The following is a 26,184-nucleotide window of genomic DNA, read 5'->3' on the forward strand; positions in this document are numbered from 1 at the left end:
AACGGCTTTAATGGGTGTAATGCAAAAGCAGAGCCTCTGTTTCAAACGAAGAGAGTTTCCGTTTTTCCCCAACGGAAGCTCTGTTTTTCCCGAATGGAGGTTCTGCTCATCTTAATAAAGTTTTTATTGCATTGAAACAAGAAATCGGTTTCACCCGCAGAAACACTTTGTTTCATCAGCAAGAACACTTTGTTTCATCAGCAAGAACAGCTTGTTTCATCAGCAAGAACAGTTTGTTTCACCGGCAAGAACAGTTTGTTTCACCGGCAAGAACAGTTTGTTTCACCGAAACGAAACGCTTTTTCATTGCCGTGTTCAATTACAACAAATACTGGGCACTTTGCAACGAAAGCATCTCTTTGGGAACGGCGGCGAGTATCTCCTCTTTCAATACCGCAAGCAAGCTGATACGAATAAAGTCTTTGTCGGTAACAAGCACGATTTCGCGCGTAGGACGGGGAATGGCGAACGGGCGCACCAGCTCGCGCTGTTCATCGGTGAGTTGCAGGAAAGCCAATTCGGGGATGAACGTGATTCCCTTGCCGCTCTCCACCATCCGCATAAACGTTTCCATACTTCCCAGACGGTAGGCCATCTGGCTGACCTTCACTGCCTCCATGCGGCAAAACTTCACCAGCTGGTCGCGGAAGCAATGTCCTTCATCGAGCAGCCACAGGCGCTCGCCCGTCACGTCCGCCGTGCGGATGAGTTCTTTCTTAAACAACGCCTCCCCGCGCGAAACGTAAGCATAGAACTGCTCGTAAAACAAAGTTTCCTCCCTCAGCATGCGGTCGTCCGACCTGCTGGCAACAATCGCCGCATCCAATTCGCCCGCATGAAGCGCCTGTAGAATGTCGTGCGTTTTCATTTCCGTCACCCGGATATCCAGCTCCGGATATTTCTCTATCAACTGAGGGAAAAAGCGAGGAAGCAGATAAGGAGCAATCGTAGGCAGCACTCCCAAACGGAAAGTACCGGACACGGCTTGCTTCTCCTCACTGATTATCTCCTTTACCTGCGCCGCCTGAGACAGTACGACACGCGCCTGCCTGATTACTTTCTCTCCCACGGCGGTGGGGCAAACAGGCTGAACCGTTCTATCGAACAACTTCACTCCCAATTCTTCTTCAAGCTTCTGAATCATCGCGCTCAAAGTGGGTTGCGTCACCCGGCAATGCTCGGCGGCACGCGCAAAATGGCGGAAGCGGTCCACCGCCAAAATATACTCCAATTGCTGTATCGTCATCTATAAAAGGTTATTTATACATAGAAATATTCTATGCAAAGATAGAAATTTTCAGTTTGACACCAACTACTATTTCCGCTATCTTTGCAACAAGATAAAAAAAGAATCAGTATAAATCATTTAAAAACAAAAGAATATGAAAACATTAGCATTTATCCAATTGACCGAGTCGGAAGCAAACAAAGTAGTAAGCTCTTTGCAGCAGTTATTGGCCGACTTCCAGATTTATTACACCAACCTCCGCGGTTTCCACTGGAACATCCAAGGGCCCGAGTTCTTCGTTCTCCACAGCCAGTTTGAAAAGATGTACGACGACGTAGCCGAAAAGGTGGACGAAATTGCCGAACGCATTCTGACACTGGGCGGTACCCCCGCCAGCAAATTCAGCGATTACCTGAAACTGGCAAACATCAACGAAGTGGATAAAGTCACCGACGGAGCGGAAGCCTTGCAACACGTACTTCAGTCCATCAGCCTACTTATCGGCGAAGAGCGCAAAGTGCTTTCAGTAGCTTCTCAAGCGGGCGATGAAGTAACCGTTGCGCTGATGAGCGACTACCTGAAAGAACAGGAAAAACTGGTTTGGATGCTGACGGCATACAGCAAGAAGTAAAAGCAGAAACAAAAAAAGAAACGACATTCGGGCAAAAGCAAAAGAGGGTGTGTGAAAACTCAATTTTTAAGAAGATGAACTTTTAATTTGAAATTTGAACATCCTAACAGACTAAAGAAGGGTCGTATCATTACTCAAAACAGAGTTTGATACGGCCCTTTAAAATCGGACAGACTTGGGCGGCGCTATGTGGAAAACACGTAATATAGCCCAAGTACCTCCCTCTTCATAAGCTTCTCCGGCGGGTATTTTCATCGCGATCTGTTTGGCATTATAAAGCTCACTTTTAAAATCATAAGTCTCTATGGGGCAGCGGACAAGCTGATGTTCGTAGTCGTCCGAATCGGTGATATATACACTCGTCACCTCATTCTTGCTATTTACTTCCGCACCCCAAAGAGTGATTGCATGCAACGCTCCTCCCAAGCCTACATGCGTTTTAATTTCGAGCCCCATAGCCGCCCCCATCTTGAGCCGGTTGAGCAAGTTTTCGGAGAAAATCTGCAATGCCTCTTCCTCTGTAGCCATATTCTCCCAATCATCATAAGAGAGAATGTATTTCTTACTGTATTCTACCGGCTCTCCTTGCATGTTTTTAAGGTAGCCTCCCGTACCGGGCATGGGATATGAATGGTTGGCTAAGGCGGCATTCTCACCTTCGATGTACCAAATCAGACCGGTAGTAATATTCCCTCCGCGTTCGGGAGCCATAAATTTGGTGATGGCGTCATCGAATATAGCCGACTTGTATGGACCTTTGCCTATGCCGTTTGGGGTACCTTCGGGCAATTCATTGCCACCTTCAGTATATCTGTCTTGCCACCACTGAAGCATATTGGAGGCTGTGATAAGCCAACAGGCCATGATGTCCTGCGGTTTTTTCAGCTTATCCACATCATGCCAGCCATGTTCCACCGTCACCCCTTGAGCAAAAACACGACGATCCGCAGCATCGGTATTGCCGGGCTTATTCTCTTCATCCTTCTTCCCATCCTTTTCTTCCGTTTTCCCCCTCTCGGTTTCCTCAGGCTTCTCCTGTTCGATTTCAGCCTCAACGTACTCTTCGCCCTCACAGCCGGTAAACAATAGAGACAAAGTGAACAAGGCAAGAAATAAGATGGTGCAATAATGCGGTTTGGCAGGTTGCTTTATGAAGTTTAGTATCATTCGTCTTATATTTAGAGAGATTTATCATCGCAAAAATCGGCGCAAAGATAAGTATTTTTCAGCATTTTTTTAAAGAATGCTTTTGATTATTTTTCATCGGATTTAAGGATGAGGGATTATAATAAACTTCTTAGTACACCATAAACCCGGCAATCCATGTTTCTTTGCCGGATTCCCGGTTTATTCCTCTTTATTCCCTACCTTCATCAAAGCAAGCCCGACGACAATCCAAAACAATTCCCGCACCCGGGTAATCAAAGCGGCATACACTCCGTAAGCGCCCGAAAGAGAAAGTCCGCTCACGGCAAGCGCAAAACCGCCCTCACGTCCGCCCAATTGCATGGGCAAAAAGAACAACAGGTTCGCCAACAACGAAGAGAATGCGGCAATCAGAATGCAATTGAGAAAGCTTACATTCGTAGTCAGCACATTTAAAATCAACCAAACCTCCAGGCAACTCAGCACACGCGCCACATACTCCAACAAAAGAGCTCCGTAAAAACTCCGTTTGTTTTGCTTATGCAAAAGAGCGATCTGGCGGTCGATGTTTTCCAATTGTACCCGATGCGACTCGGCAAAGCGAACCGCTTTCTTTTTCAAGAAAGGTATCCGGCCACCCAACCGGGTGAGGGCGACCGCCATTCCGTGCCGATAGCCTTTGAGCAAGAGCAGACCGAGCAGCAAACAAAATACGGTGATGCCTCCAAGCACGATCCCCATTGCCGGGCCTACAGGATATAAGCAGACATAAAGCAAAACCGAACTGATCCAAAAGCAGAAATGCGAGAAGATATGTGTCATTACGTAAAGTATCACAGACGATGTAGCTCTTTCCATCCCGACATAGGGCTTCAGCTCCATCATCCGGTAGGGTTCGCCTCCCATCAGCCCGACGGGAGTCACATAATTCAGAGCGAATCCCGTAACGGTATACTTGAAAAGACGCAGAAACGGCACTTTCGGTTTACCGCCACTGCCTATAATGACATGCCACGACAAGGTATTGATGAGGTAGACGAACAGCCACAGAAGGAAAATCAAAGGCAGATAGACGCCTGCACGCCTCAGATTAGCCCAGAGTTCCCGATAATCCATATCGAAAGTGAGGATCATAATCAAAACAGCCACCACCCCAAAGAGCAGAAACAGATTGCGGTATTTATTTTTCATCTCATCGAATGTAGTTGTAGTATGTATCGAAAAAACGCTTGAATTTCTTGCTTTTCATCAGCCCTTTTTCAAAAATCAGAATCCCGAAAAGTGCGCAGGCCACTCCAAGCACGACATCAATAATATAATGGTGGCAGGAATAGACGGCTGTAGCCCAAATACCCGCCATAACAACAGCGAAAAGGGCGATGACATACCATCTGCACCGATGAATAACGGCATAGACCAGCGCGACCACCATATATGCCGCATGCAGGGAAGGCACGGCCGCAAACACATTTGCGTTACGTCCGTAAATAGAGCCGAATATATTCATCCCCACCAGCGAATCGAATCTACCGAGTCCCGCCACATTACCCGGAGTATTCAGCACAGGTTCGAATCCGTATTCGATGGCATACCACGGAGGAGCCGCCGGATACAGATAATAGCCCACAAAACCGATAAGGTTGACAAACAGGAACACCATCGAAAACCTCAGATATGTTCTCCGGGCTTTCGTGAGATACAGCCAGATGCCGAACGCTATGGGAACAGGTACCCAGCAAAGATAAAAGATTCCTGCCAGAGCGTCTGCGAACGTCCAATGGCGTATGGCGAAATATTCGCAGGGAATGAGCAGATCGCCCTGATACGTTATGCCGAACAAGCTCTTCTCCAAATGATACAATCCGGCCACATCCACCGGGTTAACCTCGTAATTGGGCCATATCCGCATCCAATCGTACGAAATGCCGAAAACAGCAAAAGGAAGCAAAGCGACAGCCAGTTTGCGGGTAGGCAAACCCGAGAAAAACAACAGCAAGTAAAGCCCCGCCATAAAAACGTGCTCCGGACGAAGCCCGATAAACAGCGCCGTAAGAAGGATGAAAAGAGCTGTACCCACCAATACGATTCCCGTTTCTTTCCGCGACGGCCTCTTATTTATGTTCAGCATCATAACCCGCATCTCAGTTATCTTTCTTTCGCGCGGTTATTAACAACACTTTACGACAGTGATTGATACGCACAAATGCGGTCATATTGGCAAGAACTGCAATCAGAGTCAAAGGTACGACCAAGATAAGAATAGGATCGAAAGCCGTGACATGAGCGAATATGCCTGTACACAAAGCCCCCAAAGCAGTCAGAACCACCCGTTCGGGGCGTTGCATGACTCCTACCTTGCATTCGATTCCCAATCCTTCGGCACGGGCGCGCACATAGCTCACCATCAGCGAACCGATGAGGGCGATAAACGCGATAACCGAATAAAAGAAGTACCCCTCCATCAGCAGGTAATAACACAAGCCGAAGAAAGTCACCAGTTCGCTGTAACGGTCGAGCACGGAATCATACAGAGCGCCGAACGTAGAACTCATGTTTCCTACCCGGGCCACGCGTCCATCCATCATATCGAACAGACCGGCGAAAAGAATAATGCCTCCCGCCCAACCGAGATATGCGAAATCTCCGTGTTCGGCATAAATGCTTGCGTATACAAGTATACCGGCTGCCACGGCATTCAAAAGGAAGCCTGCTGTGGTAATGAAGTTGGGAGTAATCCCGATTTTAATCATCCCCTTTATCACCGGGTCGATTATTTTATAAATCAACTGCTGTAAATAGTCTCTGTAGTTCATATTTTATTTTCTGTTTATTTTCCATTCCGCCTTTTAAACAGCCTTTTCGTATGGATGCTTCTATATACGAAAACCCGCTGCATGTTGTAATTCCAAATAAGCGCGACAAAAACCGCCACCGCAAGTTTAGGGACAATAAAGAAGTCGCTGAAATATAAACTGAGTTTGTCGCGCACCCACGGAATCTTTTCCAACGACTCGGTCAGCATATAGGTTCCCCATGTATTCAGCAGAATGCTGCAAACCCATACAAGGATAAACTTCACAGCCACGTTCGTCTTTTTCCCTTTCGACTTGAATGTCCATTTATAATTGATAACACAGTTAAGTACTCCTCCATAGATAGCCCCTGCCAGAGTGGCATACACATAATATACATCAAACAGCCTGACCAGAAGAATCGTTACCAGAAAATCGACGACCGTAGACATCTGCGCAGAGAGTTGCGCCCGTAAAAACATAAATATCCCGCCCTTACTCGAAATCGTCCGCCCGATCCGCCTCAACCAATCACCCATCTTACCCCTGCCAACAAGATAAAACTGTATAATCCTGCCAAAATATCATCCATCATCACTCCCACTCCTCCGCCAAAGCTCTCCATCTTCCGTATGCCCAAAGGCTTGAATATATCAAAGACACGAAACAGGCAAAACGCCCCGAGCACATACCAATACCAATGGACGCCATCGGGCACTGCCAACAAAGGGATCCATACGCCGACCATTTCATCTACCACCACGCGCGAAGGGTCTTCGCCCCAATAAGGCTCCAATTTGTCTGCCGCCCAAATGCCGGCAAAAGTAAATGCTGCGGCAAGAAAAAGGGTAAGCCAGCAAAGGAAGGAGTACGCAAGCGAATGATAGAGTATTATCCAAACGACGGAAGCCAGCAACGCCCCGGCCGTACCGGGCGCAACAGGAGAAAAGCCGGCACCGAAGCCTGTACCTATAAGAACTGGTAGAAAGGGCGGTTTCATTGAAAACAAGCTTGGAGAAATGAATTGTATTGATAATCTACAAAGAAGTCATAGCCAATGATTTTATATTTTTTCGTTCTTTGCTTTGAGACAATGGTTTCGACCATGAGTCATCTCGAGGCAAAGAACGAAAAAAGGAGCTGCCTTATGCCAGATAATCCGGTTCTTTTTCACCAATCATTTGACGCAAAGTCTGCTTCACCATTCTCCACTGAACAAACAAGTCGTGTTCGGGTTGATGTTCGAAGTCGTGCATCGGACTCTTGCAGAAGAACGACAGCCAAGTCTGGATGCCGCACATTCCCGCACGCATGGCCAAATCGCTGAACAGCACCAGATCGAGAGCGATAGGTGCAGCCAAAATGGAATCGCGGCAAAGGAAGTTCACCTTGATTTCCATCGGATATCCCATCCATCCGAAGATGTCGATGTTATCCCACGCCTCTTTATTGTCTTTACGGGGAGGATAGTAGTTGATGCGTACCTTGTGATAGACATCGCCATACAAATCGGGGAATTTTTCCGGTTCGAAAATGGTGTCGATAACAGATAGTTTGCTGACTTCCTTCGTTTTGAAGTTGTCCGGATCATCCAGCACTTCACCGTCTCTGTTGCCCAGAATATTGGTAGAGAACCATCCGCTTACTCCCAGCATACGCGTTTTGAACATCGGCGCCAATACCGTTTTCATCAAAGTCTGTCCGCTCTTGAAATCTTTTCCGGAGATGGGCACGTTCATCTTCTTGGAAAACTCCCACATAGCCGGCGTGTCTACACACAGGTTCGGAGCTCCCATCACGAACGGAGCGCCTTCGGCAATCGCGGCATATGCGTAACACATGCTCGGAGATATAACCTGCGTATTGTTTTCCTTCATCGCTTTTTCCATAGCGGCCAGCGACATGTGTTCGTCGGAAAGAGGAATATAAATCTCGGTACTTGCCGCCCAAAGCACAACGATGCGCTCGCAATGGTTGGCTGCCTTAAATTCGCGGATATCCCGGCGGAGTTGTTCCACCATATCCCAACGGGTAGCCGCCTGCTTAACATGCGTACCGTTCAATCGTTTGGCCCAGTTATGGTCGAAAGCCGCCGGCATCGGTTTAATGGTTTCCATTTCCTCCTTTATGCCTGCCAAATCTTTTTCTTTCAACACTTCCGCATACATGGCGGCTTCATACGCATTGTCGGGAAAAATGTCCCAACCGCCGAACACTACGTCGTCCAAACAAGTCAAAGGCACAATATCCTTAATCAGTTTTTCTTCATTGTTCTGCATACGCATGGTAGCCAATTGCGTGATAGACCCAATCGGCTTAGCCAATCCTTTGCGGGAAGCCAATGTTCCCGCAATCATAGTGGTAGCAACGGCACCACCTACTCCCGCTACCAAGACACCCAAACGTCCGGTAGCAGGTTGAACTCCCTGTTTCATACTTATTCTATTAAGATTAAACTAATTTAGTTGCAAAATTAATCTTTATTCAGAAAAAGGATGGTCTATTTCCATATAAAGTTTTCAATTAGGAGGATTTAACATTCCAACACGGCATTATCAGCCCTCGCCAATGGCAATATCCAGTGCTTGCCTACGGAAAAGCAATACGGAACCTGGTCAGTCCGTCGTCATAAGTGCGTAAAGAGAAACTGCATCCGTGCTTCGCCAGAACCTCGCGGATAAAGATAAGCCCGATGCCTTGCCCATTGGGTTTGGTAGAGAAGAACGGGGTGAAAAGTTTCGATTCGGCTTCTTTGCCGATTCCCTTGCCGTTATCCACGACTTCGATCGTAGCCGGCGAAAGCGTACGAATCACGATTTCACCTCCGTTGCCGATGCTTTCGGCGGCGTTCTTGATGATGTTCACCAGCACCTGCTCGAAAAGGGCCGCATCCATTTTCACGTCAGCCACTCCTTCGTCGATATCCAGACAGATGGCAATGTTACGTTCGGCGCACATGCCTTCCATAAACCGTTTGCAGGCAAAAGCCAGTTCGTTCGGGTTGACAAGCGAGAGCGTAGGCTCGGGAATCTTCACCACGTCGGCAAACCGGGTAATGAAACGGCTCATGGAAAAACAGCGCTCGGTACACACCCGCATCACGTCGCAGATGTCCTCCATCCCCTCGTGCGAAGAAAGTTCCTGATCTATCGTATCCAAAGTGGAAGTAATGCCGGCCGTAGTGTTATTCACCTCATGCGCTATCATACGGATCACCTTTCCGTAGGCTTTCTTTTCAGCTTTCATCACCTCGTCGGTCAGGCTTTCTATGAGATAGAAAGGATGATGAAAACCCCGGTCAATGAAAGAGGAATGGGTGCACTTATAAATATTGGAGTTGTCGAGACGAATGGTAACGGTATTGCCTTTCGGCAAACGGAACAATTCGGCTGCCAACGGCGAGTCGATTTCATTCAGTTTCTTGCCCGCCGCTTCTTCCGCCCGCACGCCCAGCATCTTCAGAGCCATCGGGTTCAGTTCCGAAACCTCGTAATCGAGAGACGTGATGACAACCCCCATAGGCGAAGCCTTGATCAGCAAATCGAGAAAATGATTCTGCTCGCGCAGGCGGAGACGCTCGTTCTTGAGTTGCTCCATCATGCGGTTGAAGATATTGACGATGTGATCGGCCTCATGTTGCCCCACAGGGCTCAATCGGCTGCTGAAATCCTGTTCGCGCAGAAGGTCCATTCCCGTCCCGATAGTCTTCAACGGTTTTACCAGTTTGCGGTAAAAGAGTATCAGATACAGCAGAGTAAAAACGATCAGTCCCTCGCCTGCATAGAAATAGGCACGGGGCATTGCATCCGTCAAGTAAAGGAATAATCCGCAGAGTAGCAGAAGCAGAAAGACGAGTATGAAAAAAAATCCCCTGATGCGCATAAAGGTCAACTGTCTATGTGATACTTCTCAAGACGGCGGTAAAGCGCGGCGCGGCTTATACCCAAAGCTGCCGCTACCTTGCTCAGGTTGCCTTTATGGCATTCCAATGCCCGGAGTATGGTTTGCCGCTCTATCTCATCCAGCGTGAGTCCTTCGGGAAGCGCCTCTCCACCTGTGCCGGAATGTTCGGGACGAATGTACTGTGAATCGAAATCGGCGGCGTCTAGCAACGGTTTTCCGGTTACCAATATGGTACGTTCCACGAGATTTTTCAGCTCGCGGATATTGCCCGGATAAGGCAAACGGCTCAGGAATTGCAGCGCGTCTGCAGAGAACTCCGTACGGGGCAGAGCGTTCTGTTCGGCTTGCCGGTCGGCAAAATATCTTGCCAGCAAGGGAATATCCTCACGACGCTCGCGCAAGGCGGGAAGTTTCACGGTAATCAGGTTGATCCGGTAGAACAAGTCTTCACGGAAAGTTCTTTCACTCACCATCTTGCGCAGGTCGGCATTCGTAGCGGACACTACGCGAACGTCGGTTTTACGGGGACGGCTATCGCCGAGCACTTCGAATGTCTGGTCTTGCAGAACCCTCAACAGCTTCACCTGGCACGAGAAGTCCAGATCGCCTATTTCATCGAGGAAGATCGTTCCTTTATCAGCCATCTCGAACCGTCCCGCACGGTCGGTCACGGCATCGGTGAAAGCTCCTTTTTTATGACCGAACATCTCGCTCTCGAACAGACTTTGCGAAATACCTCCCAGATTTACTTTCACAAACGGACCTTTGGCACGCAGGCTGTTCCGGTGCACCGCTTCGGCTATCAGTTCCTTGCCGGTTCCGCTTTCACCGGTGATGAGTACCGATGCGTTTGTTTTGGCAATGCGGGCGACGGTGTCCAATACCTCCGTCAACTCCCTGCTGCGTCCGATGATTTGCCCCCGGTCGAATGCGACAGACGTCTCGGGCACATCCTCACGCGAAACGCCCGAAAGCTGTAAAGCCGTCTCTATGCGTTGCAGCAGAGCGGCATTGTTCCAAGGTTTGGTAATGAAGTCGAAAGCTCCTGCCTGCATTCCCTGCACGGCAAGCTGTATGCTTCCCCAAGCAGTCATCAGTATCACAGGCACATCCGGACGGAATATCCTGACTTGCCGGAGCAGGGTCAGCCCCTCTTCGCCTGTGGTAGAGAGAGTGAAGTTCATATCCATCAGGATGAGAGACGGAGCCACGGAGCGCACAATCTCCATAGCCTCTTTCGGATTAGAGGCTGTTTGCGGCTCATAGCCCGCCCGTTTCAGCATGAAACTGAGCGAGGAGCGTACGGCACTGTCGTCATCGATAATTAGAATCATGGTATTTGGCATAACAAACAACAAAAATAACAATAAAATTCCACTTTCCCGGACAAGAGTAACAAAAATCACGATCCACGTTTGCGGTTCTGTACAAAGCCTTATTTCCGTTCGATGATTTTTTATCAAAACAGGATTCAAAACGAACCTTTTTACAGTACATATATACCCACCATGGTAGCCATATATACTCACCGCGGTAGCCATATATACATACCACGGCGGATATATATGCTCATCGTGCCGCCCATAGAAAGAGCACTTTATGCCGGATTGCTCCGTTTCAAAAATCCATAAGTTTCTTGAGGTGGTGTCCCCCCGTCCGGGAGAGATTACCTCCGAACGATGTCATCAAAGTCGGCTTCCAATTCCTTTCCGGTGTGGAAGTCCCAAAGCGTGAGACTTCGAATCTGATAGAAATAGTACCAATAATAATAAAGTTCGGAAATACGTTTCTTGCGTGCTTCATCCTTAGAGTTCTGGGCATCGTTCAGATCGAGCGTATTGATTTTCCCTATCAGAAATGTCTCGATGCTCGTTTTATAGCGTTGCCGGGCAATCTTATCCGCCTCTTCGGCAATGCGCAACTGTTGCGCCTGATTATTGAAATGCTCCACCAGCAGAAACACATCTTGATTGAATTTGATCTGTTCCTGACGTATTTTCGAAAGCACCACTTCGCGGTTGCTCTTTGCCACACGCACCTTTCCGCGACGCTTCCCCCAATCGAGAATAGGAATCTTTACTCCCACCTGCACGATTTGGTTATCCTGCAAGTTTTTGTAAACAGCCGGAAAGTCGCGGTGTTCTCCCGTATAACCGATACTGGCAAACAAATCGATACTGCGCAAGTCGCCGCGCGCCGCAGCTACGGCGTAGTCGGCCTCCAATTGCCGGCGCCTGATATTCCGGGCGAACGCATTCCGCTCCAACGCTTTATCCAGCACCAAATTGTACTCCATCAGCACATCGTCCACCGCATCGGGCAGCACGGGACGCAGTTTTTCTTCCTCACCTATCCCCAGAAAAGCGCGGAGCTGAAACATTTTGGCATTCAGGTCGCTGCTTGCCGTAGTCACGGCAGCTTTGGCTTTCAGGTCGGCAAGCTTCAACTGCAACAGCTCGTTTTCGGAGATTTGCCCCATTTCTCGTTTGGCAATCGCCACCTTATATAAATGCTCTGCGTTGGCCTCGTTCTGAGTGGCAGTGACCCACGTTTCTTCCGCCAGCAAAAGGTTGAAATAATAAGTTATGGCACGCATCGTCACCTCCTCCGTTGCCGTAATGAAAGCGGCTTTCGCTTCGGCGTAACGTACCGGTTCAATGCGGCGGTTCCACTTCACCTTGTTCACTCCAAAGACCGGCTGGATGAACTTCAGCGTAACGGGAACCGACATAAAGTGCCGGGAACCCTCCGAACCCAATTGTTTGATGTAATCGAGCGACGAGCTGAGCGACAGTTTACCGCCGGTGAGCCAGATATTCTGATCGACCGACAGATTGCCGGAAAGCCCCAACGTATTGTTGCGGACAAAGCTATACGATCCGTCGGGATTTTGGTACGAGCTGTACGATTTATTATAATTGGGCAGAGTACCCGACAGACTCATTTCGGGGAGTAAATCGGCGCGAAAAGTACGGTACTCCCAATAGGCTGTTTTCAGTTCATTCAACGCCACTGCCGCATCGACCGATTGGAGGCGCGCCATGGCAATCGCCTCACTCAATGTTATCGTCCGCTCCTCTTGTGCCGGGGCCATCCAAGGCAGGCAGCCCATCGCCAAAGCGAGCAGGTTCTTCTTCAAATTCATCATATCGTTATATCTCTTTGTTGTCAACTCTAATCTACTCTTCATGCAAAGCCTCGGCGGGTTGGATGCGAACGGCCTGACGCGCCGGATATAAGATACCGGCCACAATCATCAAAAGCATCAGCAAATAGGTGGCGCCCACTCCCGCAAAGAATCTGAGGAATTCCGCATCCATTGCCTTCTCCGTAAAATCCAGATGCACGAGTATATAGCAAATGACTGCGGCGGGTACGGCTGCCATCGTCAGCAAAGCAATGCCTTCCCTGTTCAATCTCGACCATATCTGCCGACGGTTGGAGCCTACCGCAATGCGAAGTCCGAGTTCGGAACGCCGTTGTTGCGTACGTATCCAAAACGTACCGACGACACCCAGAAAGATATTGGCTAAAAGGAAACTTACAAACCAGAAACGGATACTCACCCGATTGTAACTCCTTTGCTGGAAGTTTTTGCGCACATCAGCGTAATCGTGCACTCCCAGAATAAAAAGGTTGCCTACGCTCAGGTCTCTTTCGGAACGCTTCATCAAATCTTTGGCAAATGTGGAAGCAGTACCGGGCTTCACGCGTAAACAGACTTCCCATTCCCGTGGATAAAGGTCGGCATCCAATTGCGCCAAATCAGCTTCTGTGACAGGATACGCCAAATATCTGTCTCCGGCATTGGCCCAAAAGTCATTGTAACGTATCTTGGCAGAAACCGCTCCTATTTTATAGCTGTGGATAGAATCATCGGTGTACATGAAATTGTTTCCTTTCAGCCTACGGTCGCCGCGATACGAAGCGGGCCAGAAATTCTCGCCGATCACTTTATTCCCGTCTTGCAAAGCCTTCATCAGCTCATGATAGTCGCCCCCATCGGTGCTTTGGTAACGGAATACCTGAAAGAACTCCGGAGTGACCAAACGTTGGAGCACAAAGCGCTCCACGGTATCAATGCGTATATACCCCATGGAGTTGCTTCCGATGTAGGGACGGGAGTTACGGGATGCGGACACCGCCTCCACTTCCGGCAATTGCCGCAGACGGTTCATCAACTCTACAATATCTTCTCCCAATGTCGTTTTCTTGCGATCCTTAGGAATATAAGAGGCTCCGGTTTCGTTCTTTTGGCTGAGTTCCAGATAATAGGTGCCGGTAATATCAAAGCCCACCGGTTCGTAATAAGTACGCGCAGTGATATACATCCAATCTATTACATACCACAAAACCACGAAAACAATCAGCAGTTCCAGCCATAACCAAGCATTGGAACGGCGCTCATTCCACATTTGTTTTAACAATTGCATATCAGTTCAACTAATTATTTCCTGTAAATAAATTATCCTTCATTAATGGCGTTCACTATATTCGTCCGCGTCACTCTCCATGCGGGAATGCCTGCGCTCAGCAGATTGAGCAGGAAGCAAAACAAGAAAGCCAGCAGAAAAACAGCAGGATCGAACAGCAGGACGACACACATCGCCCGCCAGTCGTTGACGCCTGTGCCCAGAAAATCGATAGAGAAAAGCATGCTTCCCAACAGAATCGTTGCCCCGTAACTCAATATCAGTCCGACAACACCGCCCAAGAGAGAATAAAGCATGTTCTCCGACAACACCTGCATCATCAGTCCTTTTCTCGAAGCGCCGAACGCCTTACGTATTCCTATTTCGGAGAGCCGCTTGCGCATTCGCGAATACGTCAATCCCGAAAGGTTGACTGCAGGCACAATGAGCAAAACAAGCAATGTCAGCAGATACTCCCTCACAGCTTCTTTCACCGCCGGAGGATTATTGGAGGAGTAGCGTTGGGCAGCTACGAAATACGTATCGGGTTGCCCGCGATACAACAACTCGAAATCCGGATAGTTAGCCATATAGCGGTCTCTCAAACGTGCCGCCTCTTCACGGATGGCAGGGAAATCCGCCTTTGAACGTGCCAGAATAAAAACACGGACAATCCCCATAATCCCGTCATGTCCCCATGACATTGTAAAAGCGCTTGTAGAACTCATCGGAATCCACACCTGCGAATAAGCGAACTGCGCCAATTCGGAGACGGGGCGAACCACTCCGGTTATCTGATAAGGAGAATGATTGAGGAGGAATGTCTTGCCTACCGCATCGGATGTACCGAACAATTGGCGGGCAATGTCTTCCGAAATCACCGCTTTAGTAGCGCCGGCATCGAAGTCGGCTTTATCAAAAGGCTTGCCTGCAAGAAAATCGAAACGAAACACCCGCCAGAACGCATCATCGCATTGCATGACATTACTGCTCACAGCTTCTCCGCCCGAACGGCTCGCCAGCATGGTCTCCCTCCTGTTGGCAATAGATACCTCTTGAGGAACTGTCATCTCCTTAAAGCAGGCTTTAGCCGTTTTATAAGATATCGGGCCGTTGCCTTGTGTATTCACATTGTTTTTCTCTTGCAATCCGGCATACTGGAACAGCAATGTCCGTTCCCGATAAACTTCGGGAGCAAAAGGTGCCACCGTAGCTCTGAGAGTAATCACGATTACCATGATCATAGCAATAGCCATCGCAGTACCAAGGATAGAAATGGAAGAAATCAGCTTGTTTTGCCGGAGCAAGTAAAAGGCCTGTTTAAAGTAAATCTTCAGCATTATCGTCAATCTTTATATTGTAAATATATGTGTTACATCTTCTACGCTTTTACCGTGCAGTTGCCCACGCCATCCAACTCGAAATCCACCTTTTTCAGTTTCAGCGTTCCGTCTGCGGAAAAGTTGCCCACGCCTTCCAATTCCACTTTAGTCAGTTCGGAGGATGTGATGTAGAACATCAGCTTCTTACCATTCTTCACATGTTTCTTTTTATAGCTGATGGTCAATTTTCGTTTTTTTACGGTTATCCGGGTTTTATCCACGTATTCCTTTGGGCCTTCGATGCGGCAGCCATAACCGGAAGATTGGGTAAAAACGATATTGCCCACAGATTCCAGCGTAATGGATGAGAACTCGCTTACCGGAACATTTTTACTTATATGTTGTGTGTTAAGCGGACAAAGAAACATGCCGAACGATACGATAACAGCGGCTATGAAAATATGCTTAGTCATATGCTTACAGTTTTAAAAGGTTGTGATAAAATTAAAAGATTATTGAACCTGACGGCCGTCGAAAAAGCGAACGGTACGCGAGGTTTGTCCGGCTTGCTCTTCATTGTGGGTGACCATAACAATGGTACGCCCCTCTTCTTTGTTCAGACGATGAAGAAGTTCCATCACCTCCGCCCCCATTCTTGAGTCGAGATTGCCGGTAGGCTCGTCGGCAAGGATAATATCCGGATTGCCGATAACCGCCCGCGCGATGGCCACACGCTGGCACTGCCCTCCGGAAAGCTGCGTGGGAAAATGACGCATCCGGTGAGACAGGCCGACTTTCTCCAATACCTCCTGCGCCAAACGTTTGCGCTCGCTCCCTTTCACACCGCGATAAAGCAGGGGCAGCTCTACGTTGTCAAGAACGTTCAGCGAATTTATAAGATGAAAAGACTGAAAAACAAACCCCAAAGTCCGGTTGCGCAAAGCCGCCAGCTCCTTATCTTTCATGCCGGCAGTGGATACGCCGTTTATCTCCACCGTACCCGCAGTAGGCGTATCGAGCAACCCCATAATGTTCAATAAGGTCGATTTCCCACAGCCCGAAGGCCCCATGATACTGAGAAACTCACCGCGTTCCACCGATAAGTTCACATTTTCCAAAGCCGTCGTTTCAATCTCTTCCGTACGGTATATCTTGGAAAGAGCAGTCAATGTAATCATAATTATAATGTTTTAAGTTTGATATTTAAATTTGATTCGATGCCGGCAAACAATAACAGCACAAGGCGACAGGCGGCATGCCCGCTATCTCAACTTGAGTTTATTCTTGTTTTTATATGAACTCATATCGCTGACTACCACCACATCGCCCGGTTTCAGTCCGCCGATCACCTCCACATATTCGAAGTTCGATTCACCGAGTTGCACTTTCCGCTTCACCAGCTCATGTTCCGAAGCGCGCACAAACAATTCATATTCGCCGCTACCGACATAAAACGAACCGTTGGCGATGCGCATCACGTCTTCTTTCACCGCATTCATCACATACACATCCGTCTTCAGCCCCGACCGCAGGCGGCGGTTGTGATCGTCGTTAAGCTGAACGGTGAAAGAGATAACCCCGTTTTTCGAAAGAGGCGTCACGCTGCTCACCACGCCTTCCAGTTTTTCACTGCCGATTTTCACAATTACCTTTCCTCCGGCTACCACACGGTCGCCATACGTGTCGGCGATTTCACCTTCGACTTTAAAATGACTCAAGTCCGAGATGACCGCCACTTGACTCCCCTTCGATATTTGCGCTCCGATCTGATTATTGATATAAGTCAGAATCGCTTTACGCGGAGAGCGGATTTGCGCGTCCTCAAAAGTACGCTTCATTTCCGCCAGACTTTTACGGAAGATGTTGAAGTCGAGTTCCTGCACTTTCAGTTCGGCGGAAGCGATTTCCCGCTCGTTGCTATATTGCTGCTTCAACTGTTCGTACTCCAACGCCGCCACATGATAGCTAAGCTCCGCCTGACGGACTTTGTCCGTCGTTCCCGCCCCCAGACTGTCGAGATAACGTTCGTTGCGCAGCTCCACCTTCATCCGGTCGAGCTTCATGGCCGATACCTTAATCTGCATGGCCATATCCGAAAGTTTTGTCTGATTGTTCACACGAAGCTGATCGAGTTTGTAACGGCGCATCTGCTCTTCGTCCAGCAGCTTCTTGTATTCCGTCTCCGTGCTTTGCAGGTCGAGTTTCAGTATAGGAGTACCCGCATCCACGCTGTCGCCTCCTTTCTTATAGACTTCGACAATCCTGCTGTTGATAGGCGAATTGATGATTTCTTCGAAAGCCGGAACCACTTTTCCCGACGCGCTCACACTTACCTCGAGCGTTCCTTTGTCGAGCGTGGAAAAAGTCAGCGTTTTTCTATCCACCCCCGCCCTCATGAAAGAGATGAGCACACTGACAGCTATCACAACGGCAATCCCTATCGACGAATAACGAATTATTTTTTTATTGCGCTCTTTATCGCGCACCTCTTTGGGTATTTCTCTGTCCATATCCGAGTATTTAATAAGTACATGTTTATTTTCGTTCATCCGATATGCCAAATCTGTGCCAAAAAGATAACAGGCTGAAAAAGAACAAAAAGCAAAAAAAACAGGGTGTCCGAAATCGGACACCCTGTTCGAATTTATCGTTCGGTTCACCCAGTTTCCACGTCAACGCAAGCGCAAGCGGTCGCCTACTTCGGGTACATAATCGCCCTCTTTGCGATTCATCTTATAGAGATTCTTCAACCGGATACCGAACTTCTGGGAGATAGCGTGCATCGAATCTCCATCCTTCACGATATAAACGGTATACTGAGGCGATGCTTTTTTCTTCTTCCCCTTCAGGTAAATAATATCTCCGTCGGTCAACGTATAATCCCGGTGCAGGTCGTTATACTTCACCAACTTACGCCATCCGATACCCAGCTCCTTGCCGATCGCCTCGAACGTATCGCCGTTGCGGGCAATCACATAAGCTATTCCGTTGGCGATGTACACCTGATGAGGGTTCATCAGCCACGGTTCTTTCCGCAACTTCCGGGTCGAATAGACTCCTTTCCGGTCGTATTTATAAAGGTCGTAGTCTTCGATGATGGTAATCAGCCGGTTGGCATACGACGGGTCGGTAGCGTAACCCGCCCTTTTCAGTCCGCGCGCCCATCCTTTATAATCGGTGATATCGAGGTTGAAAAGAAAAGCGTAACGGGCTCCCCGCTTAAGGAAAGCGGAATGATCTTCATACGATTCGCGCGGATGCCTGTACGCACGGAAACATTCTCCCCGCGCGTCATCATCGTGTCTCACCGTACGCCCTCGCCAATTTCCGCCGCATTTTATCCCGAAATGATTATTGCTTTTGCGCGCCAGCTGGCTGTATCCCGCGCCGCTTTCGAGCAGTCCCTGCGCCAATGTGATGCTTGCCGGAATCTTGTGGATCTTCATCTGCTCCACAGCCAAATCGCTATACTTGTCTATATATTCCAAATAACGCGTATTTCTTCTTTGCGCCTGTACATGAATTGTTACAAACAAAACGACCAACAGTCCCGGAAGTCTATACCATTTGTTCCTCATATTCCTTCATATATCTGAGTTATTGAGAACAAAAGTCCGAAAAATAATTGGGAATATCAATCTCTTTCCTAACTTTGTGAAATTAAACATAAACCCCAACTCCTCACTTAATATGAAAGAACTGGCAATTACCGCTATCATTAAAGCATATCAATTGGAAGAACTGAACGAGGCCGACCGGATGTTGGTAAAAGCCGCCATGGATGCGACAAAAGGCAGTTACGCCCCTTACTCACGGTTCTCGGTAGGCGCGGCGGCCCGGCTGAAAAACGGGACGATAGTCACCGGAAGCAATCAGGAGAACGCCGCTTACCCGTCGGGGATATGCGCCGAACGGACGACTCTATTCTATGCCAACTCCCAATATCCCGACCAACCGGTGGATGCGCTGGCTGTTGCCGCCAGAACCGAACAGGACTTTTTAGAAGATCCCATCCCTCCCTGCGGCGCCTGCCGGCAAGTAATACTCGAAACCGAAAAGCGCTACGGACAACCGTTGCGCATCCTGTTGTTCGGGAAAAAGCATATATACGAAATAAAAACCATCGGCGACTTATTGCCGTTGTCGTTCGAGGCATCGGCCATGGAGATAAAATCATGACGACACTACAGTATCACAGCAAACTGAAAGGAACGCTCGCAATAACCGATTCTTATCATACCGAAACAGCGCTCCGGAAAGAAAAGGGACTCTACAAGTTTATCTGGGTGCGGAAAGGAAGCATTACCGTGGAAGTGGATCATCAGGAAATGTTGCTGGCAAAAGACGACGTGATTTCTCTGACGAACCTTCAGCATTTGGAATTCAAATCGATAGACGGAGAGTACTTTACGCTGCTCTTCAACGGAAACTTCTACTGTATATACGGCAACGACCATGAAGTATCGTGCAGCGGATTCCTGTTCAACGGCTCATCGCACCTGATCCGCTTCACCCTGAACGAGGAGGAACACCGGCAACTGACCGAAGTGGTGCAGGCAATGGAAAAGGAATTCAATACCGCCGACAGCCTTCAAGAAGAGATGCTGCGCATCACCTTGAAGCGTTTCATCATTCTTTGCACGCGTGTGGCAAGGCAACGGCTGAATATCACAGCCGAAAAGGAGTCGAGTTTCGAAATTGTGCGTAAATACTACAACCTGGTAGACGAGCACTTCAAAACCAAAAAGCAAGTGCAGGACTATGCCGACCTTTTGCACAAATCGCCTAAAACTCTTTCGAATGTATTCTCGACATGCAAACTTCCCTCTCCGTTGCGGATCATTCACGAACGGGTGGAGGCGGAAGCGAAACGCTTGCTGCTGTACAGCAACAAAAGCGCCAAAGAGATAGCCGACTTGCTGGGATTCGAAGATCAGGCCTCTTTCAGCCGTTTCTTCAAGAACATGACGGGGCAAAGCGCCGTTCAGTTCAGGAACCAGACCGGAGCTAACGCTTAGAAACGAAGGCGAGATTTATCGTTGCGCCAATCGGCGACGGATATAAAGAAAGCCGTCAAGCTACATGACAATCGGAAGGGAAAATCGGGGCAATACCGTTTGCTTGCGTGCATCGCAATAAAAAAGCCCCAATTGTTAAAACAGGGGCTATTTCGTGTACAAATTTCATAAAACACTATCAATGAGTGCTTATTGTGGAGCTGGAGGGAATCGAACCCTCGTCCAAACGAGGAAATCATAAGCTTTCTACATGCTTATCTTTGCCTAAGTTTTCGTGCAAGGACAGAACCAAAGCCATCAATCCCTGCCTTATCCTCTAAAGTTTCATCCGAAACGCGAGGCCGCTTCGAACTATCCCCGATTTCACTGCACCACTTTACCGGAATGCTTCGGAGCAACAGCTTCCGAGTGATGTCTCGTCCCGACACCTTGTATCAGGATAAAGCTAATCTACTATACTTCGATTAAGCAGCAAGAGCGTAATTAGTTTCGCCAGATAAAATTTTGATAACTGAGATTTAAGTGGAAATTACCGACCCACTGCATGCTTACCTACCATTTCTGCCCGCTGTCAAATCCAGTCAACCCCAAATTTGTCCTTACAGGATAGTGGCTGTACGGAACTCTTTCCGAGGGAACAAAGATACGCAATATTTTCCGATTTTCGTTCCGGCATTAGCAATTATTATATCAAACCGTTATCTTTACACACCGAAAAACATGGAAAATACGAAAACGATATGAAGAAGGCATTGATTACGGGTTGCGCGATCGGCATGCTTGCATGGGGCTGTTCGCCGAAAAAGCATAAAGCGGAACAAGCATTACAGGAACAGGAAGGAAAGCTGACCATGCTGGTTGGGACATATACTTCGGGCGAAAGCAAGGGGATATATTCGTACCGGTTCGACGAAGAAAAGGGAACAGCCACGTTCTTGAGCGAAGCGGAGATGGAGAATCCGTCTTATCTGGCAGTCGCTCCCGACGGAAATACGGTGTATGCCGTGAGCGAGCTGAACGATGAACGGGCGGCGGTGTGCGCGTTCGCTTTCGAGAAGGAGAAAGGGAGCTTCCGCCCGCTCAATGTGCAACCGACACAAGGCGAAGATCCGTGCTACATCATCACGAACGGCAAATATGCGGTGACAGCGAATTACAGCGGGGGAAGCATCTCCGTCTTCCCGATCGCGCCAGACGGCTCGTTGCTTCCCGCAGCTGAGGTACTAAAGCTCGAAGGTTCGGGCGCCGACCCGGAACGGCAGCGGAAGCCGCACCTGCATTGCGTACAATTCTCTCCGGACGGACGCCTTCTTTTTGCCAATGACTTGGGGACGGACAAGATTTATAAGTATGAAGTGGACAAAAATGCCGACGCGAACAACGGCAAGCCTTTCTTAAAAGAGGGCACACCCGCCGCATTCCGTGTGGAGGCAGGGTCGGGCCCCCGTCACCTGACTTTCGCTCCCGGAGGCGAATACGCGTATCTCATCAACGAACTTTCGGGTATGGTGACAGTTTTCGGTTGTCGCGACGGAAACCTGACGGAGCTTCAAAGCATTGCAGCCGATACGGTGGGAGCACGCGGAAGCGCGGATATACACATCAGTCCCGACGGGCGGTTCCTCTACGCAAGCAACCGTCTGAAAGCGGACGGGATGGCCATCTTCCGAATCAATGCCGAAGACGGGCGGCTGACCAAAGCCGGATACCGGCTCACAGGGATTCACCCGCGCAATTTCGCCATCACCCCCAACGGAAAGTTCGTGCTCGTGGCTTGCAGAGACAGCCGTGCGATTCAGGTGTACGAACGGGACGAAGAGAGCGGACTGCTGACGAATACGAACAAGGATATTCCTGTGGACCGCCCGGTTTGCATCAAGTTTGTGCCTTGACCGGAGTTTCCGGTGGGAGGGGTAAAAAGGAGGTTCAAATAGAAAAGATTCGCCCGAATGTTTGTTGGGAATGGATGAATGTAAGGGATAACGGTTGTTTGCAGCGGTAACAACCCTTTCAGAGGATAGAAACAGAGGTTCTATTCCACAGAAACAGAGGCTCCATTCCACAGAAACAGAGGCTCCATTTGGCAGTAACGAAGGCTTGGATTGATGAAAACAGAGGCTGCATTTGATGAGAACAAAAGTTCAATTGGAAAGAAGCAGAGCCTTCATTCCACAGAAACAAAATCCGCATTTGACAGAAACAGATCTTTCATTTCACAGATACAAAGCTTTCTCCTCCCAAAATCGTCCCGACCGTTGGGACATTCAAGCGGCTGCCCGAACCCCGAGTAGCCTCTTCACCGAAAAGAGGCGCGGCAAACAAACGGCTTGCAACCCACCGGCGGCATGCTCACCTCGCACCGCCGATGAAAGCGGTCACTCGAAGTAAAGCACCGTTCCTCCGTCCGATCCGGCATAACGTACCAACAACGAACGGATCATTTCGGCAGCCTCCGCTAATCCTTCTTTACCGTTATAGCCGTTCACGATGGCAAGAATATGCCTCGTTTCCACATTCATTTTCGTCCGTTCGTGGTCGCTGGTAGGTGTGCCGATGCCTCCTGCCGCATCCCTGTACACGGGCAGCCCTTCGATGTTGAGCATTCCCCGCCCGATGGCTTCAAACGGTTCTTCGGCTTTGCCGATGCCCAACTCGAGAAATTCCCCCTCTATCTTGTCCGCGTCGAACCCTCCGATGGAGTGCCCCGTGCGCAGGGAAACCAGATTGATTGCATCCACCAGCGTGTCTATCTGATACAGCGGAATGCCGCGCATCAGTCTGCGCCGCAACGCCTCGGCAGAGGGACGGTAGCGTCCCGGATCTTTCCCGCAGCGTTTGTAGGCCTCGCGCGTAGCGGCAATCACAGGCTGGTTCTTGATGTCTTCCATCCGTGTGGACGAAGTCAGCCAACCGGTAAATTCATCGATTTCCGCCCACAGTCCCTCGCAGTAAGGCGTATTCCTCACTTCCGCATACACAGCCGCACCGGCAAACACGGGGCAGGCTTTCTTTATTTCTTCGGATACTTTGATTTCAAACATGCTTTATGATGGTTTCCCGCACTATATAAAGCGCGGCATTTGATAAGTTGTTTTTTTCGTCAACATAATGCCCGACAGGATTCTTCCCGACTGTATGCCCAACCGTCTTGCCGAAAAGAACTCTTCGTGACGAATGTAGGTGCAGATGCCCGCAACCTCTATCTGGGCGATAGGAACACCCGCTTCCAGCAGCTGAAGCTCGTTGGCTCTCCACAAGTCGAGGTGGTGTTTCCGGGTAGGCTTGTTCCAAACGAATATGGAATCGAGGTTGAAATTCTTCTTGCGGAAGGCTTCGTACACCTCCTCTCCCACCTCATATGATTCGAGAGAGATGCTCGGACCGATGCAGGCGATAAAGTCTTCGGGATATAAATCGTAGTTCTCCTTCAAGGCGGTCAAGGTCCAAAAGGTGATGGACTCCAGCGTTCCTCGCCATCCGGCATGGATGATTCCCACCAGATTCTTCTTTTTGTGGTACAACATCACAGGCACGCAATCGGCGGTCGAAACACAGAGGCAATAGCCCGGCAAAACGGTGATAAGCGCGTCTACCCCTTCGAGCATTTCCTTTTTCTCATCGGGAGAAGCAAAGTGGTAACGGTCGGATATGACCATACAGGTACTTCCGTGCACCTGACGGGGAATAACCAATTCGGCAGGTTGCACAGGCAACGCGTCGAGAAGAAGCCGTTGGTTCTTCCGCACATTTTCTTCATCGTCGCCGCAAAAAGGCGAACAGTTGAACGTGCCGTACGCGCCTTCCCCGCATCCGCCGTAACGGGTGGTCACAAAATGAGAAATGTCGGGGCAGGCACTCAACAGCCTGAACCCCAACATCCTTTTATCTTTGGTGAGTGGTATCATTCTTCCTCCCAGTCTTCCTCTTCATATTCATAGTCGAAATCCGAATCATCCTCATCGGCGTCCTCGTACTCGTATTCAAAGTCTTCATCCTCACCCATATCTTTCAACTCCTCTTTCAGCTTGCTTACGTCTTTCGGGCGGTGCACAATCGTTTCTATCTTGTTGCTCTCTTTATTCAGCTCCTCCCACAAGATATCCTTGAGTTCGGCGATTCCCAAGCCGGCAACGGACGAGATGAACACATGCGGAATGCTTTCGGGCAAAGTGGGTTCGATCTCATCCATGAGTTCCCGATCGAGCATATCGCTCTTGGTGATTGCCAATACCCTTTGCTTGTCGAGCATCTCCGGATTGAAAGTGCGCAATTCGTTGAGCAGTATTTCGTATTCCTTGCGGATGTCGTCGCTATCGGCGGGCACCATGAAAAGCAGCAAAGAATTGCGTTCGATGTGCCGAAGAAAGCGCAACCCCAGACCTTTTCCCTGGCTGGCTCCCTCGATGATACCCGGAATATCCGCCATGACAAACGACTTTCCGTCGCGATATGAAACGATTCCGAGATTGGGTTCGAGCGTTGTGAAAGGATAATCGGCAATCTTCGGTTTCGCCGCCGAAATGGAAGAAAGCAAAGTAGACTTGCCCGCATTGGGGAATCCCACCAATCCTACATCCGCCAGCAGCTTCAACTCCATGATGACGGTCATTTCCTGCATCGGCTCGCCCGGTTGCGCAAAACGAGGCGCCTGGCGCGTCGCCGTCTTGAAATGCCAGTTACCCTGACCGCCCCGACCTCCTTTCAGCAAGATAACCTCTTGCCCGTCGTCGGTCACGTCGCAGAGGTATTCGCCGGTTTCGGCATTGTAAACCACCGTTCCGCACGGCACCTCAATCACCTTGTCGGCTCCGTCTTTACCCGAACTTCGGTTCTTACTGCCCGACTCTCCGTGCCCCGCCATCGCATGGCGGTCGTACTTCAAGTGAAGCAGCGTCCAATAGTTACGGTTACCCCGCAAGATGATATGACCTCCTCTTCCTCCGTCGCCCCCGTCGGGACCTCCGTTGGGACAATATTTCTCGCGCCTCATGTGCGTAGACCCTCTTCCGCCCTTTCCGGAACGGCAGTATATCTTTACGTAATCAACAAAATTCGATTCAGCCACGTCAGTATATAATTAATGAATGAATAATCGGGAAATAAATAGAAACAAATGAGTACCGGATACTCTACCGGGCATCAAACGCTCTCTATCGCGTCGCAGATATCGGCAAAAATGCCTTCCATCGTACCCAGCCCTTTGATGTGGCGGTATTTTTTTTCGTTCTTATACCAGTCTATCAGCGGAGCTGTCTGCGAATGATACACCTGCAGGCGTTTCTTGATGGTTTCTTCATTGTCGTCGGCACGACCGGAATCTTGCCCCCGTTTAATCAGGCGCGTCATCAATTCATCCTCCGGCACGTCGAGATCCAACATGACCGACACCTCTTGTCCCCGCTCCGACAACATTTTTTTCAACGCCTCCGCCTGGGCGATCGTTCTGGGAAAACCGTCGAAGATAACGCCTTTGCTCTCTCCGAAGCTGTCGAATACGCTTGCCAGAATATCGATCATCAGTTCGTCCGGAATCAGCTGTCCCTGATCGATGTAACCTTTTGCCGTCTTACCCAGTTCCGTTCCGTTTTTAATCTCAGCACGCAACACATCTCCCGTAGAGATATGGTTGAGTCCATACTTCGCTACAATACGTTCGCTCTGCGTTCCTTTTCCCGAACCCGGAGCACCGAAAATTACAACATTCAACATTTTCTATTTATGATTTTAATATT

25 protein-coding genes and 1 other RNA gene are annotated in these 26,184 nt (G+C 49.2%); 4 read left to right on the top strand and 22 right to left on the bottom strand.

The features are described 5' to 3' along the window. Positions 1–319: 319 nt before the first annotated feature. Positions 320–1,246, bottom strand: coding sequence for a hydrogen peroxide-inducible genes activator (locus C234_RS0114530; RefSeq protein ID WP_027326349.1), 927 nt, complete (start codon positions 1,244–1,246; stop codon positions 320–322). Positions 1,247–1,382: 136 nt separating this feature from the next. Between C234_RS0114530 and C234_RS0114535 the strand changes: the two genes are divergently transcribed. After that, positions 1,383–1,859: a Dps family protein gene (locus C234_RS0114535; protein WP_027326350.1), complete on the top strand. Its 477-nt coding sequence runs from the start codon at positions 1,383–1,385 to the stop codon at positions 1,857–1,859. Between the two features lie 159 nt (positions 1,860–2,018). Here the strand turns inward: C234_RS0114535 and C234_RS0114540 are convergent, their stop codons facing one another. From C234_RS0114540 to C234_RS0114625, 16 genes are all read right to left on the bottom strand, one after another. After that, positions 2,019–3,026 carry an IdeS/Mac family cysteine endopeptidase gene (locus C234_RS0114540; protein ID WP_027326351.1) on the bottom strand — a complete coding sequence of 336 codons (1,008 nt, stop codon included), beginning with the start codon at positions 3,024–3,026 and terminating at the stop codon, positions 2,019–2,021. Between the two features lie 180 nt (positions 3,027–3,206). After that, the gene (locus C234_RS0114545) at positions 3,207–4,196 is read right to left on the bottom strand and encodes a lysylphosphatidylglycerol synthase transmembrane domain-containing protein (RefSeq protein ID WP_027326352.1); all 990 of its coding nucleotides are present in this window, start codon (positions 4,194–4,196) and stop codon (positions 3,207–3,209) included. 1 nt (position 4,197) lies between these two features. Next, positions 4,198–5,133 (bottom strand): phosphoinositol dihydroceramide synthase, encoded by a 936-nt coding sequence (locus C234_RS0114550; protein ID WP_394801271.1) that lies wholly within the window; start codon positions 5,131–5,133, stop codon positions 4,198–4,200. 13 nt (positions 5,134–5,146) lie between these two features. After that, positions 5,147–5,818: a CDP-alcohol phosphatidyltransferase family protein gene (locus C234_RS0114555; protein WP_027326354.1), complete on the bottom strand. Its 672-nt coding sequence runs from the start codon at positions 5,816–5,818 to the stop codon at positions 5,147–5,149. Positions 5,819–5,832: 14 nt separating this feature from the next. Next, positions 5,833–6,336 (bottom strand): GtrA family protein, encoded by a 504-nt coding sequence (locus tag C234_RS0114560; RefSeq protein WP_027326355.1) that lies wholly within the window; start codon positions 6,334–6,336, stop codon positions 5,833–5,835. Further along, on the bottom strand, positions 6,321–6,797 hold the full coding sequence (locus tag C234_RS0114565) for a phosphatidylglycerophosphatase A family protein (RefSeq protein WP_034536711.1): 477 nt from the start codon (positions 6,795–6,797) through the stop codon (positions 6,321–6,323). Before C234_RS0114565 ends, C234_RS0114560 begins: the two co-directional genes overlap by 16 nt. A gap of 145 nt (positions 6,798–6,942) precedes the next feature. Next, a complete protein-coding gene (locus tag C234_RS0114575) occupies positions 6,943–8,232 on the bottom strand; it encodes an inositol-3-phosphate synthase (protein WP_027326357.1) in 1,290 nt (429 codons plus the stop codon). A 154-nt stretch (positions 8,233–8,386) separates the two neighbouring features. Continuing rightward, entirely contained in the window at positions 8,387–9,679 is a 1,293-nt protein-coding gene (locus tag C234_RS0114580) for a sensor histidine kinase (protein ID WP_027326358.1), read from the bottom strand. A gap of 5 nt (positions 9,680–9,684) precedes the next feature. Then, positions 9,685–11,034 (bottom strand): sigma-54-dependent transcriptional regulator, encoded by a 1,350-nt coding sequence (locus C234_RS0114585; RefSeq protein WP_027326359.1) that lies wholly within the window; start codon positions 11,032–11,034, stop codon positions 9,685–9,687. Between the two features lie 332 nt (positions 11,035–11,366). Then, complete coding sequence (locus C234_RS0114595) at positions 11,367–12,845, bottom strand: TolC family protein (RefSeq protein ID WP_027326361.1); 1,479 nt, start codon at positions 12,843–12,845, stop codon at positions 11,367–11,369. A gap of 34 nt (positions 12,846–12,879) precedes the next feature. After that, positions 12,880–14,133 carry an ABC transporter permease gene (locus tag C234_RS0114600; protein WP_027326362.1) on the bottom strand — a complete coding sequence of 418 codons (1,254 nt, stop codon included), beginning with the start codon at positions 14,131–14,133 and terminating at the stop codon, positions 12,880–12,882. Between the two features lie 32 nt (positions 14,134–14,165). Continuing rightward, on the bottom strand, positions 14,166–15,452 hold the full coding sequence (locus C234_RS0114605) for an ABC transporter permease (RefSeq protein WP_027326363.1): 1,287 nt from the start codon (positions 15,450–15,452) through the stop codon (positions 14,166–14,168). 41 nt (positions 15,453–15,493) lie between these two features. Then, positions 15,494–15,907 (bottom strand): GIN domain-containing protein, encoded by a 414-nt coding sequence (locus C234_RS16610; protein ID WP_051290286.1) that lies wholly within the window; start codon positions 15,905–15,907, stop codon positions 15,494–15,496. 39 nt (positions 15,908–15,946) lie between these two features. Continuing rightward, complete coding sequence (locus tag C234_RS0114615; protein WP_021645442.1) at positions 15,947–16,612, bottom strand: ABC transporter ATP-binding protein; 666 nt, start codon at positions 16,610–16,612, stop codon at positions 15,947–15,949. 84 nt (positions 16,613–16,696) lie between these two features. After that, the gene (locus C234_RS0114620; protein ID WP_027326364.1) at positions 16,697–17,944 is read right to left on the bottom strand and encodes an efflux RND transporter periplasmic adaptor subunit; all 1,248 of its coding nucleotides are present in this window, start codon (positions 17,942–17,944) and stop codon (positions 16,697–16,699) included. A gap of 162 nt (positions 17,945–18,106) precedes the next feature. Beyond that, entirely contained in the window at positions 18,107–19,012 is a 906-nt protein-coding gene (locus C234_RS0114625; protein ID WP_027326365.1) for a glucosaminidase domain-containing protein, read from the bottom strand. A 112-nt stretch (positions 19,013–19,124) separates the two neighbouring features. Here C234_RS0114625 and cdd point away from each other — a divergent pair, with 112 nt between their 5' ends. Together cdd and C234_RS0114635 are read left to right on the top strand one after the other, a co-directional pair. Continuing rightward, a complete protein-coding gene (cdd, locus tag C234_RS0114630) occupies positions 19,125–19,613 on the top strand; it encodes a cytidine deaminase (RefSeq protein ID WP_027326366.1) in 489 nt (162 codons plus the stop codon). Next, positions 19,610–20,452, top strand: coding sequence for an AraC family transcriptional regulator (locus tag C234_RS0114635; protein WP_034536704.1), 843 nt, complete (start codon positions 19,610–19,612; stop codon positions 20,450–20,452). Before cdd ends, C234_RS0114635 begins: the two co-directional genes overlap by 4 nt. Positions 20,453–20,644: 192 nt before the next feature. Here the strand turns inward: C234_RS0114635 and ssrA are convergent. Beyond that, positions 20,645–21,041, bottom strand: a transfer-messenger RNA (tmRNA) gene (gene ssrA, locus C234_RS17280). A gap of 151 nt (positions 21,042–21,192) precedes the next feature. Here ssrA and C234_RS0114645 point away from each other — a divergent pair. Further along, positions 21,193–22,344, top strand: coding sequence for a lactonase family protein (locus C234_RS0114645; protein WP_027326368.1), 1,152 nt, complete (start codon positions 21,193–21,195; stop codon positions 22,342–22,344). A 483-nt stretch (positions 22,345–22,827) separates the two neighbouring features. Here the strand turns inward: C234_RS0114645 and C234_RS0114650 are convergent, their stop codons facing one another. From C234_RS0114650 to C234_RS0114665, 4 genes are all read right to left on the bottom strand, one after another. Beyond that, positions 22,828–23,493, bottom strand: coding sequence for a B3/B4 domain-containing protein (locus tag C234_RS0114650; RefSeq protein WP_027326369.1), 666 nt, complete (start codon positions 23,491–23,493; stop codon positions 22,828–22,830). 21 nt (positions 23,494–23,514) lie between these two features. After that, the gene (gene pgeF / locus C234_RS0114655) at positions 23,515–24,357 is read right to left on the bottom strand and encodes a peptidoglycan editing factor PgeF (protein WP_027326370.1); all 843 of its coding nucleotides are present in this window, start codon (positions 24,355–24,357) and stop codon (positions 23,515–23,517) included. After that, positions 24,354–25,517 (bottom strand): GTPase ObgE, encoded by a 1,164-nt coding sequence (gene obgE / locus C234_RS0114660; protein ID WP_027326371.1) that lies wholly within the window; start codon positions 25,515–25,517, stop codon positions 24,354–24,356. The genes pgeF and obgE overlap by 4 nt, the downstream gene beginning before the upstream one ends. Positions 25,518–25,591: 74 nt before the next feature. Next, entirely contained in the window at positions 25,592–26,161 is a 570-nt protein-coding gene (locus tag C234_RS0114665; protein ID WP_021645430.1) for an adenylate kinase, read from the bottom strand. Positions 26,162–26,184: the final 23 nt, after the last annotated feature.

Source organism: Bacteroides pyogenes DSM 20611 = JCM 6294, from assembly GCF_000428105.1.
Taxonomy (GTDB): Bacteria; Bacteroidota; Bacteroidia; order Bacteroidales; family Bacteroidaceae; genus Bacteroides; species Bacteroides pyogenes.

Bases quoted from the DNA above. Each gene is read 5' to 3' on its own strand.
- C234_RS0114530 (WP_027326349.1), bottom strand. From the start codon at position 1,246: ATGACGATACAGCAATTGGAGTATATTTTGGCGGTGGACCGCTTCCGC.
- C234_RS0114535 (WP_027326350.1), top strand. From the start codon at position 1,383: ATGAAAACATTAGCATTTATCCAATTGACCGAGTCGGAAGCAAACAAA.
- C234_RS0114540 (WP_027326351.1), bottom strand. From the start codon at position 3,026: ATGATACTAAACTTCATAAAGCAACCTGCCAAACCGCATTATTGCACC.
- C234_RS0114545 (WP_027326352.1), bottom strand. From the start codon at position 4,196: ATGAAAAATAAATACCGCAATCTGTTTCTGCTCTTTGGGGTGGTGGCT.
- C234_RS0114550 (WP_394801271.1), bottom strand. From the start codon at position 5,133: ATGCTGAACATAAATAAGAGGCCGTCGCGGAAAGAAACGGGAATCGTA.
- C234_RS0114555 (WP_027326354.1), bottom strand. From the start codon at position 5,818: ATGAACTACAGAGACTATTTACAGCAGTTGATTTATAAAATAATCGAC.
- C234_RS0114560 (WP_027326355.1), bottom strand. From the start codon at position 6,336: ATGGGTGATTGGTTGAGGCGGATCGGGCGGACGATTTCGAGTAAGGGC.
- C234_RS0114565 (WP_034536711.1), bottom strand. From the start codon at position 6,797: ATGAAACCGCCCTTTCTACCAGTTCTTATAGGTACAGGCTTCGGTGCC.
- C234_RS0114575 (WP_027326357.1), bottom strand. From the start codon at position 8,232: ATGAAACAGGGAGTTCAACCTGCTACCGGACGTTTGGGTGTCTTGGTA.
- C234_RS0114580 (WP_027326358.1), bottom strand. From the start codon at position 9,679: ATGCGCATCAGGGGATTTTTTTTCATACTCGTCTTTCTGCTTCTGCTA.
- C234_RS0114585 (WP_027326359.1), bottom strand. From the start codon at position 11,034: ATGATTCTAATTATCGATGACGACAGTGCCGTACGCTCCTCGCTCAGT.
- C234_RS0114595 (WP_027326361.1), bottom strand. From the start codon at position 12,845: ATGAATTTGAAGAAGAACCTGCTCGCTTTGGCGATGGGCTGCCTGCCT.
- C234_RS0114600 (WP_027326362.1), bottom strand. From the start codon at position 14,133: ATGCAATTGTTAAAACAAATGTGGAATGAGCGCCGTTCCAATGCTTGG.
- C234_RS0114605 (WP_027326363.1), bottom strand. From the start codon at position 15,452: ATGCTGAAGATTTACTTTAAACAGGCCTTTTACTTGCTCCGGCAAAAC.
- C234_RS16610 (WP_051290286.1), bottom strand. From the start codon at position 15,907: ATGACTAAGCATATTTTCATAGCCGCTGTTATCGTATCGTTCGGCATG.
- C234_RS0114615 (WP_021645442.1), bottom strand. From the start codon at position 16,612: ATGATTACATTGACTGCTCTTTCCAAGATATACCGTACGGAAGAGATT.
- C234_RS0114620 (WP_027326364.1), bottom strand. From the start codon at position 17,944: ATGGACAGAGAAATACCCAAAGAGGTGCGCGATAAAGAGCGCAATAAA.
- C234_RS0114625 (WP_027326365.1), bottom strand. From the start codon at position 19,012: ATGAGGAACAAATGGTATAGACTTCCGGGACTGTTGGTCGTTTTGTTT.
- cdd (WP_027326366.1), top strand. From the start codon at position 19,125: ATGAAAGAACTGGCAATTACCGCTATCATTAAAGCATATCAATTGGAA.
- C234_RS0114635 (WP_034536704.1), top strand. From the start codon at position 19,610: ATGACGACACTACAGTATCACAGCAAACTGAAAGGAACGCTCGCAATA.
- C234_RS0114645 (WP_027326368.1), top strand. From the start codon at position 21,193: ATGAAGAAGGCATTGATTACGGGTTGCGCGATCGGCATGCTTGCATGG.
- C234_RS0114650 (WP_027326369.1), bottom strand. From the start codon at position 23,493: ATGTTTGAAATCAAAGTATCCGAAGAAATAAAGAAAGCCTGCCCCGTG.
- pgeF (WP_027326370.1), bottom strand. From the start codon at position 24,357: ATGATACCACTCACCAAAGATAAAAGGATGTTGGGGTTCAGGCTGTTG.
- C234_RS0114665 (WP_021645430.1), bottom strand. From the start codon at position 26,161: ATGTTGAATGTTGTAATTTTCGGTGCTCCGGGTTCGGGAAAAGGAACG.